Origin of the sequence: Streptomyces sp. SM1, from assembly GCF_002910825.1 — a bacterium.
GTDB classification, from domain to species: Bacteria; Actinomycetota; Actinomycetes; order Streptomycetales; family Streptomycetaceae; genus Streptomyces; species Streptomyces okerensis.
Window position 1 is genome coordinate 1 of the sequence record NZ_NEUB01000649.1, and the last position, 16,587, is coordinate 16,587.

Consider the following 16,587-nt stretch of genomic DNA (forward strand, 5'->3'; position numbering starts at 1 on the left):
CCCAGGACCCCCCGGCCACCAGCACCGCCACCGGCCTGTCCACCCCATCCGCCACCACCCGGCCCCCGACGGCCCCCACCCCGGGAGACACCCCGGAAGCGCGCTCTCCCGCCGGCCCCGACGGAAACCCGGCCGCCGGGCGCCCGGGAGGTGCCGTATGACCGGGCAGCCGATCAGAGTGCTGGTGGTCGAGGACGATCCGGTCGCCGCCGACGCCCATGTGATGTACGTCGGCCGGGTGCCCGGGTTCGTCGCGGTCGGCAAGGCGCGCACCGGCGCGGAGGCCCGCCGCGTGCTGGAGCGGACGCCCGTCGACCTGCTCCTCCTCGACCTGCACCTGCCCGACGTGCACGGCCTCCAGCTGGCCCGCTCGCTGCGGACGGCCGGCCACCACGCCGATGTGATCGCGGTGACCTCCGCCCGGGATCTCGCGGTCGTCCGCGAGGGGGTGTCGCTCGGGGTGGTGCAGTACCTACTGAAGCCGTTCACGTTCGCGACGCTGCGGGACCGGCTGCTGCGCTACACCGAGTTCCACGCGGCCGTGGGTGAGGCCGGCGGCCAGGACGAGGTGGACCGGGCGCTGGCCGCGCTGCGCGCGCCCGGACCGGCAGCCCTGCCGAAGGGGCTGAGCGCGCCCACACTGGAGCGGGTGACCGTGGCGCTGCGGGGCGCCGGGGAGGGCCTGACGGCGGCCGGCCTCGCGGAGGCGGTCGGCATCTCCCGTATCACCGCCCGCCGCTACCTCGAGCACCTGGTGGACGCGGGCCGGGCGGCCCGCCGCCCGCAGTACGGGACGGTGGGACGACCGGAGCTGCGGTACCGGTGGGTCCCCGGGAGCTGAGGGCCCGGCAGGAGCGGAACGACCGGTTTGCGCCGCGTGGGCGGTGCCCGGACGACGGTCCGCACGGGAGATTCTCGTCGTACGGGGTTTCGAGACCCGTGTGCCCGCGCTGCGCCGAGGCGACGCGGACGTCGACGACGGCGTGTGCATATGCCCGCTGAGCTTGCGTTTCGCGGTGCGACGAGCCGGAGCCCGGCGAACGCGACCGTCCACCCCCCGGCGGTTCGACTCGCCGGTAGCCGTACCTTCCTACAATCAGTGATCCTGGCCGAACAGACCGTAGTCATCCCTCGCGGGCGGCCCTAGCTTGTGGGCCGTGCACCGACTCCCCGCTCGTACCGACCGCCATCCGCCGCCGCCGTTCAACGCCCCCGCCGCCCGTCGGCTGCGGGCCGCTCTGGGTCTGGACGCCGAACAGGTGGCCCACACTCTGCGCGTCTCCTACGGGCTGCCGTATGTCACCCCGGCGCTCGTCGCGGGCTGGGAACACGGAACCGCCGCCCCCTCGCATCCCGAACTGGTCGCGCTGGCCGGTGTGTTGTGGTGCTCCCCCGGTGAACTCATCGGGCGCCCGCGCACCTTGCGCGAGCACCGGACCGCACGCGGCCTGGCACCCGAGGACGTCGCCCGTACGGTCGGCCACGAACTCCAGGCCTATCTGCGGATGGAGGAGACGGACCAGTGGCGCGGCAGCGAGCGGCAGTCGGCCACCCTGGCCCGGATGCTCGACCTGTCCCTGGCCGACGTCGTCACCGTCACCGGACAGGAGAACCGGCTCGCGGACCTGCTGCGCGGCGCGGTGACCACGCGCTGGCAGGCGTATGTGCGACCGGTCTCGAAGATCGCGCCGCTGGAGCGCCGGCTGCTGGAGGAGGTGCTCCACCGGCTGCACCGGGACTACCGGGGCCACATGGCCGCCACCCTCAGCTGGGGCGGCGGCCACGGCGACGCGGGCGACAGCGGCCGCGAGTTCCTCGACGGCGTCGTCGGACACTTCTGGACGGCGGTCGGGGAACACGGCCGGTGAGGAGAGGACCGGGACGCCGGCCGGCTGTCGTGGATCATTCGGTTGGCGTGACCGGGGGCCGCAGACCGAGCCACTGCTCGGCGTCCCAGGCCCGGAACCGCTCCACCTCGGTGAAGCCCAGCTTCGCCGCGAGGCGCATCGAGCGGATGTTGGCACTCTGGGTGGCGAGTACCACCGGCTCGCCGGGGAGGGCGCCGTCGAGCCAGTCGAGTGCCGCCGCGCACGCCTCCGCGGCGTATCCGTTCCCCCACGACCACGGAAGGAACAGGTGGCCGAGATCGACCTTCCCCGCGGCAGCCGGGCGACGGTGCTCCGCCGCCCTCCTGAGCAGGATCCGGCCGATCATCGCCCCGTCGAGACCGACGACGAAACTCCCGGGCCACCGCTCGGGCACCTCGGGCATCTCACGCTCGAGCTCGTCACGCGGCCGGGCTCCGCCGAGGTAGGTGTGCACCTCTGACGACGCCGGCAGCTAGATGAACGCCGCGCGGTCCCGCGCCTCGGGCTGCCGGAGTACGAGCCTCCGGGTCCGGATCGGTCCAGGTGGCCACGCGACGGATCCGAGTGCGGTCATGGCCGCCACCCCATCAGCGGCCTCGGCGGCGATCAAGGTTCCGCCGCACACCACCGGTCTCCATGGCCGTCGGGCCGCGCCGCCCGCCCGTCACCGGCACTCCGCCTAGAAGACCGACTCCGCCTCGTCCATCCGGTCCTTCGGGACCGTCTTCAGTTCGGTGACCGCCTCGGCCAGCGGCACCATCACGATGTCGGTGCCGCGCAGCGAGGTCATCCTGCCGAATTCGCCCTGGTGGGCGGCCTCCACCGCGTGCCAGCCGAAGCGGGTGGCGAGGACGCGGTCGTACGCGGTGGGGACGCCGCCGCGCTGGACGTGGCCGAGGATGACCGGCTTGGCCTCCTTGCCGAGGCGGCGCTCCAGCTCGTACGCCAGGGCCGTACCGATGCCCTGGAAGCGCTCGTGGCCGAACTTGTCGATCGCGCCCTTGCCGTAGTCCATGGTGCCGCCGGACGGGTGCGCGCCCTCGGCGACGCAGATCACCGCGAACTTCTTGCCGCGGGCGAAGCGCTCCTCCACCATCTTGACCAGCTGGTCCGGGTCGAAGGGGCGCTCGGGCAGGCAGATGCCGTGGGCGCCGGCGGCCATGCCGGACTCCAGGGCGATCCAGCCCGCGTGCCGGCCCATGACCTCGACGACCATCACCCGCTGGTGGGACTCGGCGGTCGTCTTGAGGCGGTCCATCGCCTCGGTGGCCACGCCGACCGCGGTGTCGAAGCCGAAGGTGCGGTCGGTGGAGGAGATGTCGTTGTCGATCGTCTTCGGGACGCCGACCACGGGCAGGCCCGCCTCGGACAGCATGTGCGCCGCCGTGAGCGTGCCCTCGCCGCCGATCGGGATCAGCGCGTCGATACCGAAGTCGCGGATCATGTCCGAGGCGTTCGCGCAGGCCTCGCGCAGCCGGTCGCGCTCCAGGCGGGCGGAGCCGAGTATGGTGCCGCCCCGGGCCAGGATGCCGCTGACCGCGTCGAGGTCGAGCGTGCGGTAACGGCCGTCGAGCAGGCCCGAGTAGCCGTCCTCGAAGCCGATGACCTCGTCGCCGTAGTTGTCGATCGCGCGGTGCACGACCGACCGGATCACTGCGTTCAGGCCGGGGCAGTCGCCGCCTGCGGTGAGAACTCCGATACGCATCGTGCTGTGTCTCCTGGTCCCTGTCGATACCGGTGAGCCAGCCCCGATTGTTTCATGCCGCCCGGTACGCCGCGGACGCCGGACGGGCGGGCGTCATAGCCAGCGGCGGAGGTACTGTCAAGGGGGATCCGCTCACCTCGGTGGGCGATTTTTGTGGCCGCGAGAGGATTCCCGCGGCCGCCCGCCGACGACTCTTGCGGCCCCCCGACGAAACGGAGAGCGCGCGTGACCCGCAGCGTGTACGTGACCGGTATCGACCGCGGCGACGGCCGGCAGGTCGTCGAACTCGGGGTCATGGAGCTCCTGACCCGGCAGGTCGACCGGGTGGGTGTGTTCCGTCCCCTGGTGCACGACGGGCCGGACCGGCTCTTCGAACTGCTGCGGGCCCGCTACCGGCTCACGCAGGACCCGGCCACCGTCTACGGCCTCGACTACCACGAGGCGTCCGCGCTCCAGGCCGAGCAGGGCACCGACGAACTGGTGTCCACCCTCGTGGACCGGTTCCACCTGGTCGCCCGCGACTACGAGGTCGTGCTCGTCCTCGGCACCGACTACGCCGACACCCAGTTCCCCGACGAACTGTCCCTGAACGCGCGGCTCGCCAACGAGTTCGGCGCCTCGGTGATCCCCGTCGTCGGCGGCCGCCGGCAGACCGCCGAGTCGGTGCGCGCCGAGACCCGCAACGCCTACCGCGCCTACGCCACCCTGGGCTGCGACGTGCTCGCCATGGCGGTCAACCTGGTCGCCCGCGAGGACCGGGACGAGATCGCCGGGCGGCTCACCAACCGCCTGCCGGTGCCCTGCTACGTGTTCCCCGACGAGCCGGCGCTCTCCGCCCCGACCGTCTCCCAGATCGCGCACACCCTGGGCGCCAAGGTGGTGCTCGGCGACGACTCCGGGCTCGCCCGCGACGCCCTGGACTTCGTCTTCGGCGGTGCGATGCTGCCGAACTTCCTCGCCGCCCTGTCCCCGGGCTGCCTGGTGGTCACCCCGGGTGACCGCGCGGACCTGGTCGTCGGGGCGCTGGCCGCGCACAGCGCCGGCACCCCGCCGATAGCCGGGGTGCTGCTCACCCTGGACGAGGTCCCGGCCCGGCACATCCTCACCCTCGCCGACCGGCTCGCCCCCGGCACCCCGGTGCTCTCGGTGCCCAGCACCAGCTTCCCCACCGCCGAGCAGCTCTTCTCCCTGGAGGGCAAGCTGAACGCGGCCACCCCGCGCAAGGCGGAGCGGGCGCTCGGCCTCTTCGAGCGGTACGCCGACACCGCGGAGCTCACCCAGCGCGTCTCCGCGCCGAGCAGCGACCGTGTCACCCCGATGATGTTCGAGCACAAGCTGCTCGAACAGGCCCGCTCCGACCTGCGCCGGGTGGTGCTGCCCGAGGGCTCCGAGGAGCGGGTGCTGCACGCGGCGGAGGTGCTGCTGCGCCGGGGCGTGTGCGAGCTGACGCTGCTCGGGGACGTCGACCAGATCCGCAAGAAGGCCGCCGACCTCGGGATCGACCTCGGCGACACCCAGCTGATCGACCCGGCCACGTCCGAGCTGCGGGACGCCTTCGCCGAGCAGTACGCGGCGCTGCGCGCCCACCGGGGCGTCACCGTGGAGCTGGCCTACGACGTCGTCTCGGACGTGAACTACTTCGGCACGCTGATGGTGCAGGAGGGCCTCGCCGACGGCATGGTGTCGGGCTCGGTGCACTCCACGGCCGCGACCATCCGGCCGGCCTTCGAGATCATCAAGACCCGGGAGGACGCGCGGATCGTCTCCTCGGTCTTCTTCATGTGCCTGGCCGACAAGGTCCTCGTCTACGGCGACTGCGCGGTCAACCCCGACCCGGACGCCGAGCAGCTCGCCGACATCGCCGTGCAGTCGGCGGTGACGGCCGCGCGGTTCGGGGTGGAGCCGCGGATCGCGATGCTGTCGTACTCGACGGGCACGTCCGGTTCCGGCGCCGACGTGGACAAGGTGCGCACCGCCACCGAGCTGGTGCGCTCCCGCCGGCCGGAGCTGCGGATCGAGGGGCCGATCCAGTACGACGCGGCCGTGGAGCCGTCGGTCGCGGCGACGAAGCTGCCGGGCTCGGAGGTGGCCGGTCAGGCGACCGTGCTGATCTTCCCCGACCTGAACACCGGCAACAACACCTACAAGGCCGTGCAGCGCTCGGCCGGCGCGATCGCCGTCGGCCCGGTGCTGCAGGGTCTGCGCAAGCCGGTCAACGACCTGTCCCGGGGCGCCCTGGTCCAGGACATCGTCAACACCGTCGCCATCACGGCGATCCAGGCCCAGTCCCCGGACCCGGCCCCGAGCGAGAAGGCAGCCGCCCAGTGAGCCCGTCCCGTGTCCTCGTCCTCAACTCCGGCTCCTCGTCCGTGAAGTACCAGCTGCTGGAGATGGAGGACAGCGGCAGGCTGGCCACCGGGCTGATCGAGCGGATCGGCGAGCGGACCTCCCTGGTGCGGCACACCCCGCTCGCGTCGGGCGGCGAGGCCCGGGAGCGGACCGGCAGGGTCGCCGACCACGAGGCCGCCCTGAAGGCCATGGCGGAGGAGCTGGCCGCCGACGGGCTGGGCCTGGACTCCCCCGAGCTGGCCGCGATCGGCCACCGCGTGGTGCACGGCGGGAAGCACTTCACCGAGCCGACGGTGATCGACGACGCCGTCCTCGCGGAGATCGAGCGGCTGATCCCGGTGGCGCCGCTGCACAACCCGGCCAACCTCACCGGTATCCGTACGGCCATGACGCTGCGCCCGGACCTGCCGCAGGTCGCCGTCTTCGACACGGCCTTCCACACCACGATGCCGGAGTCGGCCGCCCGCTACGCGATCGACGTGCGGACCGCCGACGAGCACCGCATCCGCCGCTACGGCTTCCACGGCACCTCGCACGCGTACGTCTCCCGGGAGACCGCGAGGCTGCTGGGCAAGGCGCCCGAAGAGGTGAACGTCATCGTGCTGCACCTGGGCAACGGGGCGTCCGCCTCGGCGGTGCGGGGCGGGCGCTGCGTGGACACCTCGATGGGGCTGACGCCCTTGGAGGGGCTGGTGATGGGTACGCGGTCCGGAGACATGGACCCGGCCGTCATCTTCCATTTGATGCGCGTTGGCGGAATGTCCGCCGACGAGATCGACACTCTTCTCAACAAGAGGAGCGGCCTGGTCGGACTGTGCGGGGACAACGACATGAGGGAGATCCGGCGCCGGATCGACGAGGGCGACGAACAGGCGGAGCTGGCGTTCGACATCTACATTCACCGTCTGAAGAAGTACATCGGCGCCTATTACGCCGTTCTCGGACGGGTGGACGCGGTGGCCTTCACCGCCGGGGTCGGCGAGAACGCCGCTCCGGTGCGGGAGGCGGCCGTGGCGGGCCTGGAGGGAATGGGCCTGGCGGTCGACGGCGGGCGCAACGCCGTACGCGGCGGCGGGGCGCGGCTGATCTCGCCCGAGGGTGCGCGGGTCGCCGTGGCGGTGGTGCCGACGGACGAGGAAATGGAGATCGCACAGCAGACCTACGCACTGGTCGGAAAACACAACTGAGCAGGGACTTTCTCATCTGTATCTTCCGCCAGACGGAATATTCCGTAGCGAAACAAACCGATAGGATCGCCCTATGCGCCGTTCGAAAATCGTCTGTACTCTCGGCCCCGCGGTCGACTCCCACGAGCAGCTTGTCGCCCTGATCGAAGCCGGCATGAACGTGGCCCGCTTCAACTTCAGCCACGGCACGCACGCCGAGCACCAGGGCCGGTACGACCGGGTCCGGGCCGCCGCCAAGGAGACGGGCCGGGCCATCGGTGTCCTCGCCGACCTCCAGGGCCCGAAGATCCGCCTGGAGACCTTCGCCGAGGGCCCCGTCGAGCTGGTGCGCGGTGACGAGTTCACCATCACCACCGAGGACGTCCCGGGCGACAGGACGATCTGCGGGACGACCTACAAGGGGCTCCCGGGCGACGTCTCCCGCGGCGACCAGATCCTGATCAACGACGGCAACGTCGAGCTGAAGGTGCTGGACGTCGAGGGCCCCCGGGTGAAGTCCATCGTCATCGAGGGCGGTGTCATCTCCGACCACAAGGGCATCAACCTGCCCGGCGCGGCCGTGAACGTGCCCGCGCTGAGCGAGAAGGACATCGAGGACCTGCGGTTCGCCCTGCGGATGGGCTGCGACCTGGTCGCGCTGTCCTTCGTCCGGGACGCGGGCGACGTCGCCGACGTCCACCGCGTGATGGACGAGGAGGGCCGCCGGGTCCCCGTCATCGCCAAGGTGGAGAAGCCGCAGGCGGTGGAGAACATGGAGGACGTCGTGGCGGCCTTCGACGCCGTCATGGTCGCGCGCGGCGACCTGGCCGTCGAATATCCGCTCGAGAAGGTCCCCATGGTGCAGAAGCGCCTGATCGAGCTGTGCCGGCGCAACGCCAAGCCGGTGATCGTGGCGACCCAGATGATGGAGTCGATGATCACCAACTCCCGGCCGACCCGCGCCGAGGCCTCCGACGTGGCCAACGCGATCCTGGACGGCGCCGACGCGGTCATGCTGTCGGCCGAGTCCAGCGTGGGCGCGTACCCGGTCGAGACCGTGCGGACCATGTCGAAGATCGTCCAGGCGGCCGAGCAGGAGCTGCTCTCCAAGGGCCTGCAGCCGCTGGTGCCGGGCAAGAAGCCGCGCACCCAGGGCGGTTCGGTGGCCCGCGCCGCCTGCGAGATCGCCGACTTCCTCGGCGGCAAGGGCCTGGTGGCCTTCACCCAGTCCGGCGACACGGCCCGGCGGCTGTGCCGCTACCGCGTCGCCCAGCCGATCCTGGCGTTCACCACCGACGAGTCGACCCGCAACCAGCTGACGCTCAGCTGGGGCGTCGAGCCGCACGTCGTGCCGTTCGTGAACAGCACCGACGAGATGGTCGAACTGGTGCAGCAGGAGCTGGTCAAGCTGAACCGCTTCAGCGAGGGCGACACCGTGATCATCACGGCCGGCTCGCCCCCCGGCGTCCCCGGCACCACCAACATGGTCCGCGTCCACCACCTGGGCGGCGCGACCGCCTGACGGCGCACATGACCGAGGGCGCCCCCTGTGGACAGGGGGCGCCCTCGGTACGGTTCGCGGCTCCCGGAAGGTCCGCGGGACGCTCAGGTGACGTACTGGTGCAGTCCGGGTATGTGCAGGGTTCCGCCGAACTGGCCGGCCTGCTGCACCGTGACGTCGGTGAAGTAGATCAGCGGGATGTTCAGCGGCGGAGGGTGCTCCGGGTCGAAGGTGATCGGGATGAGCCCGAGCAGCTTGCCGGAGATGCTCTCCGTGTACATCACGGTGTCGCCGTCGCGGATGGTGGACGTCGAGCCCTTGGCCGCCTGCACGTGGTAGGTCTTGCCGGACTGTTCGTCCTTGACCGTCTGGTGCAGGTCGCCGATGTCGGTGCCGTTGGAGACGACGTACTTCAGGACCTTCTTGGTGGTCCCGCCGGCGGTCCGCACCTCGACGATGCCCTTGTAGTCGGCGCCCTTGAGTGTCAGCGAGCTGGCGTTCAGGAACCAGGGTTCGTCGGGCAGCGGGACCTTGTTGTCGACGCCGCCCTCGGCGTCGGTGGCGACCGGGCAGTCCTCGAGGTCGGCGCCGGAGGTCTCGGAGGGGCTCGGCGAGGCGGTGGCCTCGGGGGTGGCGGCCGACTCCTCCTCCGCCTCCGGCTTGTCCTGCGCCTTCTCCTCCGCCTTGTCCTCCGCCTCGCCGGCGGCACCGTCGGACGCCTCGTCGGCGGTGTCCTTCGCGTTGTCCTTCGCCGGTTCGGACGACTTCTCCTCGGCCGCGTCCTCGGCGGCCGGGGCGGAGGCGGACGGGGTGGCGCTCGGGCTCGCCGTCTCCTCCTCCTTGGGAGTGAAGACGTCCTTGACGGCGTCCCCGATCTCCTCCAGGAGGTTGCGGTCGGTCTCCGAGGGGGCCGGCGCGGGCTCGGCCGGCTGCTCGGCGGCCTGCCCGGCCGCGGACGCGGAGGGCGTCGGCTCGGGCGCGGGCTTGTCGTCGGAACCTGAATCCGGCGAAGAGTCCGATCCCTTGTCGTCGTCCTTGTCCGGGTCCTGCTGCGCGGGCGCCGAGGGAGTCGGCTCGGCCGAGGGCTCGTCGTCGGGGGACGCGCTGTCGTCGGCCGTCTCGGAGGGGGTGGGTGACGCGGTGGCGTCCTTCCCCTTCTCCGCCTCCTCGATGGCCTCCAGGCACTCCTTGAACTCCTCGGCCGTCAGGTTCTTCGACGACGGCTGGTCGTCGGCCTGGGCGAGAGTCGGGGTGAAGCCCATCCCCATGAGCACCGCGGTCGGCATCGCCGCGATGGCTATCGCCTTCCCGGCAGGCATGTGGAACCTGGTGAACAGCGGCTTCTTGGGTGCCGCGTGGCGCGGCCCGGTTCTCACACGGGACGTCTCCACATCAGTCCCGTGGGTCACCTCGTCAGCCGGCACTGTGCCTCCCGTTCGCCCCGTTCGCCGGGCTCGTTCCTGACAGGTCTTTCTCTCCCAGCGTCTTGGGCGCGTGGGAGTGGTCCTCGTCGCCCGACGGCGCGGTGCCGTCGAAGGGTTCGAGAACCGTGGTGTCGGTGTCCGCGCCCTCCGGGGTCCCGCCGTGGCCGTCGCCGCCGGCCGGCGGCTCCTCGGCGGGCGGTGCGCCCGGCGCCCACGACACGGCCATCGCTCCGCCGATCAGGGCGAGGAGGAAGCCGATCAGGAAGCCGCCGATGTTGGACACGGGGATGGACACCAGCGCCAGCAGGATCGCCGCGACGCCGGCGAAGACCCGGATGTGCTGCTGGAACCAGATGCTGCCGCCGAGGACGACGAGCAGCACACCGATGATCAGGGACCCGGCGCCCGCCGTGGTCGCCATGGCCAGCGTCAGGTGTCCGATCTGGAGGTTCGCGTACGGGAAGTAGGCGATGGGGAGTCCGCCGAGCATGACGAACAGCCCGGCCCAGAACGGCCGCGCGCCCCGCCAGGCGCGGAACTGCAGCCTACGGCGGGTGAACTGGCCGGCGGCGGCAGGAGTCTCGGCGCTCATGGAAAACAGCTCCCTGGTACGGCTTTGCTGTGGTGGTGATGTGCGCCGCGCGTGAAGGCGCGGCGGGAAGGTGGACGGGCGGGGGCGCCACCGGCTCCCCCGCCCGTCAGCGAATGCTTAGTAGCACTCCTTGACACCCGTGGAGAGAGACATCTTCAGACCGCTGAGCTTGAAGGTTCCGGCGGTGGTCGCCCACGCCGTCTGCTTCACGTCCTTCAGGACGGCCTTCTCGGCCTGCTGGGCGAAGCCGTACGGGTTGGCCTGCTCGCCGCCACCCTTCATGCCCGGACCCTTGCTGGCGTCCTTGGCGGCCACACCGATGTCGATGTTCGTGAACGTCGCGTCGGCGTTCAGGTCGGCGACGTCGATGTAGAGGTTCTCGGCCTCCACCGGCGCACCCTGTCCGGCACGCAGCATCAGGCTGACGTTCCCGAGCACCGGAATGTTCGGGGTGACGACCGACTGACACATGTTCTTGATGGTCGCCGACTTGAACGCCGAGACCGCGACGGGGTGAACCGTCTTCTTGCCGGTGAGGGTGTACCCCTCGTCGAGGGCGCCGTACTGCGAGAAGCCCTCACCGACGAGCTCGTCCGTGGTGACCTTGAACGACTGGCCCGACACGCTGAACGACGCCGCGAGGGCACCCTGCGCGAGGGCGACACCTATGCACGCCGTGGCGGCGACGCTGGGCACCATGACCACAGCGAACCGCTTCCATCTGGTCCCGCCACGCACCTGGGACTCCATATTTCCTCCTTCTCGGACGTACATCTCCTGTCCTGACTCGCCGCCATGAACGGCGACTCAGCCGGGCAGGGATGGGAGAAGTGCTACGTCCTCGGGAAGGAGAGCGCCCGAACTCGACGACACGTACAACGCGCCCGAATCACCGGCGATCACCCCCGAGCGACAACCACTGGTCGCGCCTGACACGCATCACGCACAACCCTGCTGGACAGGCTTCACCCGGAGGGCGAAGACCCCCCTGTCCAAGAGCCGGCGCCACTGCCGCCCGCTCTGCTCGGTGGGGACCCAGGAGTTCCCGCGGCCCGACCGGCTGCCGGGGGTACGGGTATGGGACCGAGCGTCGCCGATCGTGGTGCATTCTCGCCGCCCGCACAAGGGGGTTCGTTACTCGCTAGTAACGGCCGGGTAACCCCGTAACGGCCCGCAGGCTCCGCCCGGCGACGCTCGGTGCATCGCGGGGGCCGTACAAAACTATTGATCCCTGGACAGAATCCGACAGATCAGCGACGGCAACTTACTCGGAGTAACAGCGGCCGCGATTACCAAGGTTTGGTAAAGCGCGGCCGCGTCGAGCCCCCGTGAGCCAATCCGTAACTCGGGCACCACGGACCGAACGACCGGCAAACCGGACGCTATCGGGCGCCGGTACCGGCGCGGCTCGGACACCCGGGCCGCTCAGTGGCCCGATCCGGCATCCGGGCCGCTCAGACACCCGATCCGGCGTCCGGTCCAGCCCCGTCCGCTCTAGAACAGGGCCCGAGCCAGCGCCCGGCGGGCGGCGATCACCCGCGGATCCTCGGCGCCGACCACCTCGAACAGCTCCAGCAGCCGTACCCGCACGGCGTCACGCTCGTCGCCCGCCGTACGGGCGACCGTCTCGATGAGCCGGCCGAAGGCGTCCTCGGCATGCCCGCCCGCCAGGTCCAGGTCGGCGGCCGCGATCTGCGCGGCGGCGTCCCGCGGCTTCTCGGCGGCGTCCTTGCGCACCTGCTGCGGGTCCAGGCCCTGTACCCGCTGGAGCAGTTCGGCCTGGGCGAGACCGAGCGCGGCCTCCGGGTTGCCCGGGTCGTCGGCGAGCACGTTCTTGTACGCCTGGACGGCACCGGCGAGGTCACCGCTGTCCAGCGCCTGGACGGCGGCCTCCAGCAGGGCGTCGTAGGGCCCGACGGCCTCCTCCGGGGCGGCCTCCGGGGCCCCGCCCGGTACGGCGTCGGGATCGACGGTGAGACCGGTCAGACCGAAGCGCTGCTCGCCGACCTGCACCAGCTGGTCGAAGGTCTGGCGGATCTGCTCCTCGCCCGCGGCTCCCTGGAAGAGCGGCAGCGCCTGCCCGGCCACCACCGCGAAGACCGCCGGGATCCCCTGGATCCCGAACTGCTGCATCAGCATCTGGTTGGCGTCGACGTCGATCTTGGCGAGCATGACGCGGCCGTTGTACTCGACGGTGAGCCGCTCCAGCAGAGGGCTCAGCTGCTTGCAGGGCTCGCACCACTCGGCCCAGAAGTCGATGACGACCGGGACCTCGGTGGACCGCTGCAGAACGTCGCGCTCGAAGCCGGCCTCGTCGACGTCGATGACGAGATCGGCCGGGGAGATCGCACCTCCGCCGCCCTGCCGTGCCGTCTCGGCGCGCGCCTGCTCCGCCTTCGCCTTGGCCTCCTGGGCCGCCTTCACCGCGGCGAGGTCGACGACCCCGCTCATGGACATGTTCCGTGGCTGCATGCGTCTATCCTCCCCCGTACACCGCGTGTGTGTGAAAAACGCCCGGGAAACCCGGACGTACGTGTGGTGTTGGCGCCGGGTCCCCACCCCGCGCCGGTGGTCGTCGCTCGGGTGCGCCGGCCACAGGCACCTTTCGCTACGGGTCGTAGCGTAATACCGATCGGGGTCCGCGCGGCACCCCTTCCCCGTGATCTCTCTCACGACCGACCGCGCGGTATCCGCCGGTTATGGTCGTGCCATGCAGAGCCGCACCCCCGCCGGTCGCACCGGGCGCCCGCGCAACGCCGCCGCGGACGCCGCGATCCTGGCCGCGACGCGGCAGGCTCTGGTCGAACTCGGGTGGTCCAAGCTCACCTTGGGGGACGTGGCGGTCCGCGCGGGGGTCGCCAAGACCACCCTCTACCGCCGCTGGCCGGGCAAGAACGAACTGGTCGTGGACGCCGTCGCGGAGCTCTTCGACGAGCTGACCCTGCCCGACCGGGGCTCGCTGGCCGCCGACATCGAGGGCGTGGTGCTCCAGTTCGCCGCGATACTGGCCCGCCCGGAGGCCCGGAGCGGACTGATGGCGGTGGTCGCCGAGGCCACCCGTGACGAGGCCCTGCGCGAGCGCATCCGCGCCTCCATCGTCGAACGCCAGAAACGTCTCGTCCTCGCGGGCCGGGCGCGGGCGCAGGCACGGGGCGAGCTGGCGCCGGAGTCCGACCCCGACGAGGCGGCCCGCGCGGTCGACCTGATCTTCGACATGGTGGCCGGCGCGGTGGTGCACCGCACCCTGGTGAGCGCGGAACCGGCCGACGAGAAGTGGGTACACGGCTTCACCCGCGTCCTGGTCTTCGGCCTCACCCCCGGCCCCGGTCCCGGCCCCGGATGATCCGTACCGGCCGCGGTCGGCCGGTAGTCGCCTGTCGCCCTCCCCCGGCGCCCTGCGAGGATCCTGGTCACCCCGACCGGGACATCGGGACATACGGGAGACCCAGCGGCCAGGGAGGCTCACTTGACCGGGACCGGACCCGGCACCGCACGGATCGACACGTCCAGGCCGCACCCGGCCCGGGTCTACACCGACTGGCATCCCGAGCTCGCCGACGGGGAGAGCACCGACGACAGCGCCGTGATCTCGCTGTACGGCGCGGTGGGCCGCAAGCCGTAGCGGGGCACCGCCCCGGCGGCACCCCGGCGGCACCCCAAAACCCGCTTATGATGCCCCGGTGTTCGATTCCCGGCACATCAAGACGTTCCACGAGGTGGTCAGGACCGGCTCCTACTCGGCCGCCGCCCGTACCCTCGGCTACACCCAGCCGGCGATCACCCAGCAGATGAAGGCCCTGGAGCGGGACACCGGCTCCGCCCTGTTCGTCCGGGTGGGCCGGGGACTGCGGCTCACCGAGGCCGGTGAGGCGCTGGCCCGGCACACCTCGGCCATCCTCGACGCCATGACCGCCGCGCAGGAGCAGATGAACGCGCTCACACGGCTGCGGGCCGGACGGGTCCGCCTGTGCGCCTTCCCCAGCGCCAACTCCACGCTCGTCCCCGAGGCCCTGGCCCGGCTGACGGCCGACCACCCCGCCCTGCGCGTGGACCTGTTGGAGAACGAGCCGCCCGAGTCGCTGCGGCGGCTGACCCGCGGCGAGTGCGACATCTCGCTGGCGTTCACCTATCCCGGGCTGCACGAACAGGTGCCGCAGGGACTGGTGGAGATCCCGCTCCTGGAGGACCAGCTGACCGTGCTGCTGCCGGCCGGGCACCCACTGGCCCGGCGACGGGCGGTCCGGCTCACCGAACTCTCCGGGGAGCGCTGGATCGCCGGCTGCCCGCGCTGCCGGGCCAACCTGCTGCACGAATGCGCGGAGCAGGGCTTCGTCCCCGACATCGCCTTCATGACCGACGACAACCTCGCCGTGCAGAGCCTGGTCGCGGAGGGACTGGGGGTGGCCATGCTCCCCTCGCTGGTCCTCAACTTCATGCGCCATCCGAAGGTCGCCGGCCGTCCGCTCCGGCCCGTCTCCCGGCGCCAGATCTCGGCGTACGTGCTGCCCGAGCACCTGCGCATACCGGCCACGGCGCGGGTGCTGGACCGGCTGAAGGCGGTCGCCGCCGCGAAGGACGGCTGCTGAGCCGTCCGCGAGCGGCCTCATCCATAAGCGTCACTTGGGCAAGGCGAAGAAACTCGCGTTGGACGTCATGCGTCCGCCGGTCCGACGCTGCCGGTATGCCTCCCGCCGCCAGTGCCACGAGTGTCCCGGGCGCCTACACCGCCCCGCGCCCCACCGCACGCCTCGCCGCCCTGATCGCGGACATCAGAGGCACCGTCGGCCGCGGACTGCCGCCCGACCCGACGGCCCACCTCGTCGGCGAGTGCCTCGTCCCGCACCTGGGCGCCCCCGACCTGCTCACCCCCGAGCAGTGCGCGAGCGACCCGGCGCGCTACCGGCAGCACCTGCTGCACGCCGAGCACGACGGCAGCTTCTCCCTCGTCGCCCTGGTCTGGCTGCCCGGCCAGGGCACCTCCGTGCACGACCACATCGCCTGGTGCACCACCGGCGTCCACGAGGGCCGGGAGCACGAGCGGCGGTACCGGCTGCTGCCAGCCACCGGCCCGGACACCGGCGCGCGGCTGGTCGCCACCGCGGACGTGGTCAGCGAACGCGGCGAGGTCTGCGGCTTCGCCCCGCCCGGGGACATCCACCGGGTGTGGAACGGCGGACCGGGCACGGCGATATCCCTGCACGTCTACGGCGCCGACATATCCCGCTTCGGCACCAGCGTCCGCCGCGTCTACCCGCAGCCGGCCGACCGCTGATGGCGCTGCTGAGGGAACGGTCCGCCGCGGCGACGGCCCCGAACGGCCCGGTGGCCCCCGCCCGCCGTACCGGACTCGCCCTCGCGGCGCTCGGGGTGGCCGTCGCCTGGGGCGTGCACCGGCTCCTGCCCGCCGTGCCGATGCTCACCGCCGCCGTCGTGCTCGGCATCGTGGCCGCGCATCTGCCCCGACTGCGGACGGTCGTACGGACCACCGCGCGGCCGGGGCTGTCCTGCGCGGGCAAGCGCCTGATGCGGGCCGGCATCGTGCTCCTCGGGCTGCGACTCGCCTTCGACGACATCCGCGCCCTCGGCTGGGCCACCGTCCTGATGGTGTTCGGCGTGGTCGCGGTCACCCTGCTGGGCACCTGGTGGCTCGGCAGACGGCTGGGGCTGCCCGGCGACCAGCCGCTGCTGATCGCCGCCGGATACGCGGTGTGCGGGGCGTCGGCGATCGGCGCGGTGGGCGAGGCGCGGGGCAGTGACGAACGGGACGCGGCCACCTCGGTCGCCCTGGTCACCCTCTGCGGGACGCTCGCCATCGCCGTACTGCCGCTGCTGCAGGGCGTACTCGGGCTGGCCGACGCGGAGTTCGGCCGCTGGGTCGGCGCGAGCGTGCACGACGTCGGGCAGGTGGTCGCCACCGCCCAGACGGCGGGCGCTGCCGCACGTACTGAAGAACGTGTGCTCCGCGTGGACCGCGTCCGCCAT

The 16,587-nt window shown here is 71.8% G+C and carries 15 protein-coding genes and 1 pseudogene; 10 read left to right on the forward strand and 6 right to left on the reverse strand.

Translation table 11 applies throughout. The features are described from left to right. Nucleotides 1-157 precede the first annotated feature (157 nt). The gene (locus B9S61_RS16895) at nt 158-841 is read left to right on the forward strand and encodes a response regulator (protein WP_103543009.1); all 684 of its coding nucleotides are present in this window, start codon (nt 158-160) and stop codon (nt 839-841) included. 307 nt (nt 842-1,148) lie between these two features. Continuing rightward, complete coding sequence (locus B9S61_RS16900; RefSeq protein ID WP_103543010.1) at nt 1,149-1,868, forward strand: transcriptional regulator; 720 nt, start codon at nt 1,149-1,151, stop codon at nt 1,866-1,868. A 34-nt stretch (nt 1,869-1,902) separates the two neighbouring features. Here the strand turns inward: B9S61_RS16900 and B9S61_RS16905 are convergent. Next, nucleotides 1,903-2,442, reverse strand: a pseudogene (locus tag B9S61_RS16905) (GNAT family N-acetyltransferase). 105 nt (nt 2,443-2,547) lie between these two features. Next, complete coding sequence (locus B9S61_RS16910) at nt 2,548-3,573, reverse strand: ATP-dependent 6-phosphofructokinase (RefSeq protein WP_103543011.1); 1,026 nt, start codon at nt 3,571-3,573, stop codon at nt 2,548-2,550. 225 nt (nt 3,574-3,798) lie between these two features. Here B9S61_RS16910 and pta point away from each other — a divergent pair, with 225 nt between their 5' ends. The 3 genes from pta (at nt 3,799) to pyk (ending at nt 8,610) form a co-directional block, all read left to right on the forward strand. Further along, the gene (pta, locus tag B9S61_RS16915) at nt 3,799-5,901 is read left to right on the forward strand and encodes a phosphate acetyltransferase (protein ID WP_103543012.1); all 2,103 of its coding nucleotides are present in this window, start codon (nt 3,799-3,801) and stop codon (nt 5,899-5,901) included. Next, the gene (locus tag B9S61_RS16920; protein WP_103543013.1) at nt 5,898-7,109 is read left to right on the forward strand and encodes an acetate kinase; all 1,212 of its coding nucleotides are present in this window, start codon (nt 5,898-5,900) and stop codon (nt 7,107-7,109) included. Before pta ends, B9S61_RS16920 begins: the two co-directional genes overlap by 4 nt. A 73-nt stretch (nt 7,110-7,182) precedes the next feature. Next, nucleotides 7,183-8,610, forward strand: coding sequence for a pyruvate kinase (gene pyk / locus B9S61_RS16925; protein WP_103543014.1), 1,428 nt, complete (start codon nt 7,183-7,185; stop codon nt 8,608-8,610). 83 nt (nt 8,611-8,693) lie between these two features. On the opposite strand, the gene B9S61_RS16930 is transcribed toward pyk, so the two are convergent. From B9S61_RS16930 to B9S61_RS16950, 4 genes are all read right to left on the reverse strand, one after another. Then, nucleotides 8,694-10,013: a hypothetical protein gene (locus B9S61_RS16930; RefSeq protein WP_103543015.1), complete on the reverse strand. Its 1,320-nt coding sequence runs from the start codon at nt 10,011-10,013 to the stop codon at nt 8,694-8,696. Beyond that, nucleotides 10,003-10,605: a DUF6114 domain-containing protein gene (locus B9S61_RS16935; RefSeq protein ID WP_103543016.1), complete on the reverse strand. Its 603-nt coding sequence runs from the start codon at nt 10,603-10,605 to the stop codon at nt 10,003-10,005. The genes B9S61_RS16930 and B9S61_RS16935 overlap by 11 nt, the downstream gene beginning before the upstream one ends. Before the next feature lie 117 nt (nt 10,606-10,722). Further along, entirely contained in the window at nt 10,723-11,355 is a 633-nt protein-coding gene (locus tag B9S61_RS16940; protein ID WP_103543017.1) for a DUF6230 family protein, read from the reverse strand. A gap of 744 nt (nt 11,356-12,099) precedes the next feature. Beyond that, complete coding sequence (locus B9S61_RS16950) at nt 12,100-13,077, reverse strand: tetratricopeptide repeat protein (protein ID WP_103543018.1); 978 nt, start codon at nt 13,075-13,077, stop codon at nt 12,100-12,102. Between the two features lie 238 nt (nt 13,078-13,315). On the opposite strand from B9S61_RS16950, the gene B9S61_RS16955 reads away from it, so the two are divergent. The 5 genes from B9S61_RS16955 to B9S61_RS16970 form a co-directional block, all read left to right on the forward strand. Continuing rightward, complete coding sequence (locus B9S61_RS16955) at nt 13,316-13,948, forward strand: TetR/AcrR family transcriptional regulator (protein ID WP_103543019.1); 633 nt, start codon at nt 13,316-13,318, stop codon at nt 13,946-13,948. 123 nt (nt 13,949-14,071) lie between these two features. After that, nucleotides 14,072-14,227 (forward strand): SAM-dependent methyltransferase, encoded by a 156-nt coding sequence (locus B9S61_RS42350; RefSeq protein WP_258039692.1) that lies wholly within the window; start codon nt 14,072-14,074, stop codon nt 14,225-14,227. A gap of 58 nt (nt 14,228-14,285) precedes the next feature. Then, complete coding sequence (locus tag B9S61_RS16960; protein WP_103543020.1) at nt 14,286-15,191, forward strand: LysR family transcriptional regulator; 906 nt, start codon at nt 14,286-14,288, stop codon at nt 15,189-15,191. Between the two features lie 95 nt (nt 15,192-15,286). Further along, nucleotides 15,287-15,877, forward strand: coding sequence for a cysteine dioxygenase family protein (locus B9S61_RS16965; RefSeq protein WP_103543021.1), 591 nt, complete (start codon nt 15,287-15,289; stop codon nt 15,875-15,877). Next, on the forward strand, nt 15,877-16,587 hold a 711-nt coding region (locus B9S61_RS16970; RefSeq protein ID WP_146064869.1), incomplete at its 3' end, for a YeiH family protein. The genes B9S61_RS16965 and B9S61_RS16970, both read left to right, overlap by 1 nt.

Excerpts from the sequence above, each read along its gene's own strand:
- B9S61_RS16895 (WP_103543009.1), top strand. The coding sequence starts at position 158 with ATGACCGGGCAGCCGATCAGAGTGCTGGTGGTCGAGGACGATCCGGTC.
- B9S61_RS16910 (WP_103543011.1), bottom strand. The coding sequence starts at position 3,573 with ATGCGTATCGGAGTTCTCACCGCAGGCGGCGACTGCCCCGGCCTGAAC.
- pyk (WP_103543014.1), top strand. The coding sequence starts at position 7,183 with ATGCGCCGTTCGAAAATCGTCTGTACTCTCGGCCCCGCGGTCGACTCC.
- B9S61_RS16935 (WP_103543016.1), bottom strand. The coding sequence starts at position 10,605 with ATGAGCGCCGAGACTCCTGCCGCCGCCGGCCAGTTCACCCGCCGTAGG.
- B9S61_RS16940 (WP_103543017.1), bottom strand. The coding sequence starts at position 11,355 with ATGGAGTCCCAGGTGCGTGGCGGGACCAGATGGAAGCGGTTCGCTGTG.
- B9S61_RS16950 (WP_103543018.1), bottom strand. The coding sequence starts at position 13,077 with ATGCAGCCACGGAACATGTCCATGAGCGGGGTCGTCGACCTCGCCGCG.
- B9S61_RS16955 (WP_103543019.1), top strand. The coding sequence starts at position 13,316 with ATGCAGAGCCGCACCCCCGCCGGTCGCACCGGGCGCCCGCGCAACGCC.
- B9S61_RS16965 (WP_103543021.1), top strand. The coding sequence starts at position 15,287 with ATGCCTCCCGCCGCCAGTGCCACGAGTGTCCCGGGCGCCTACACCGCC.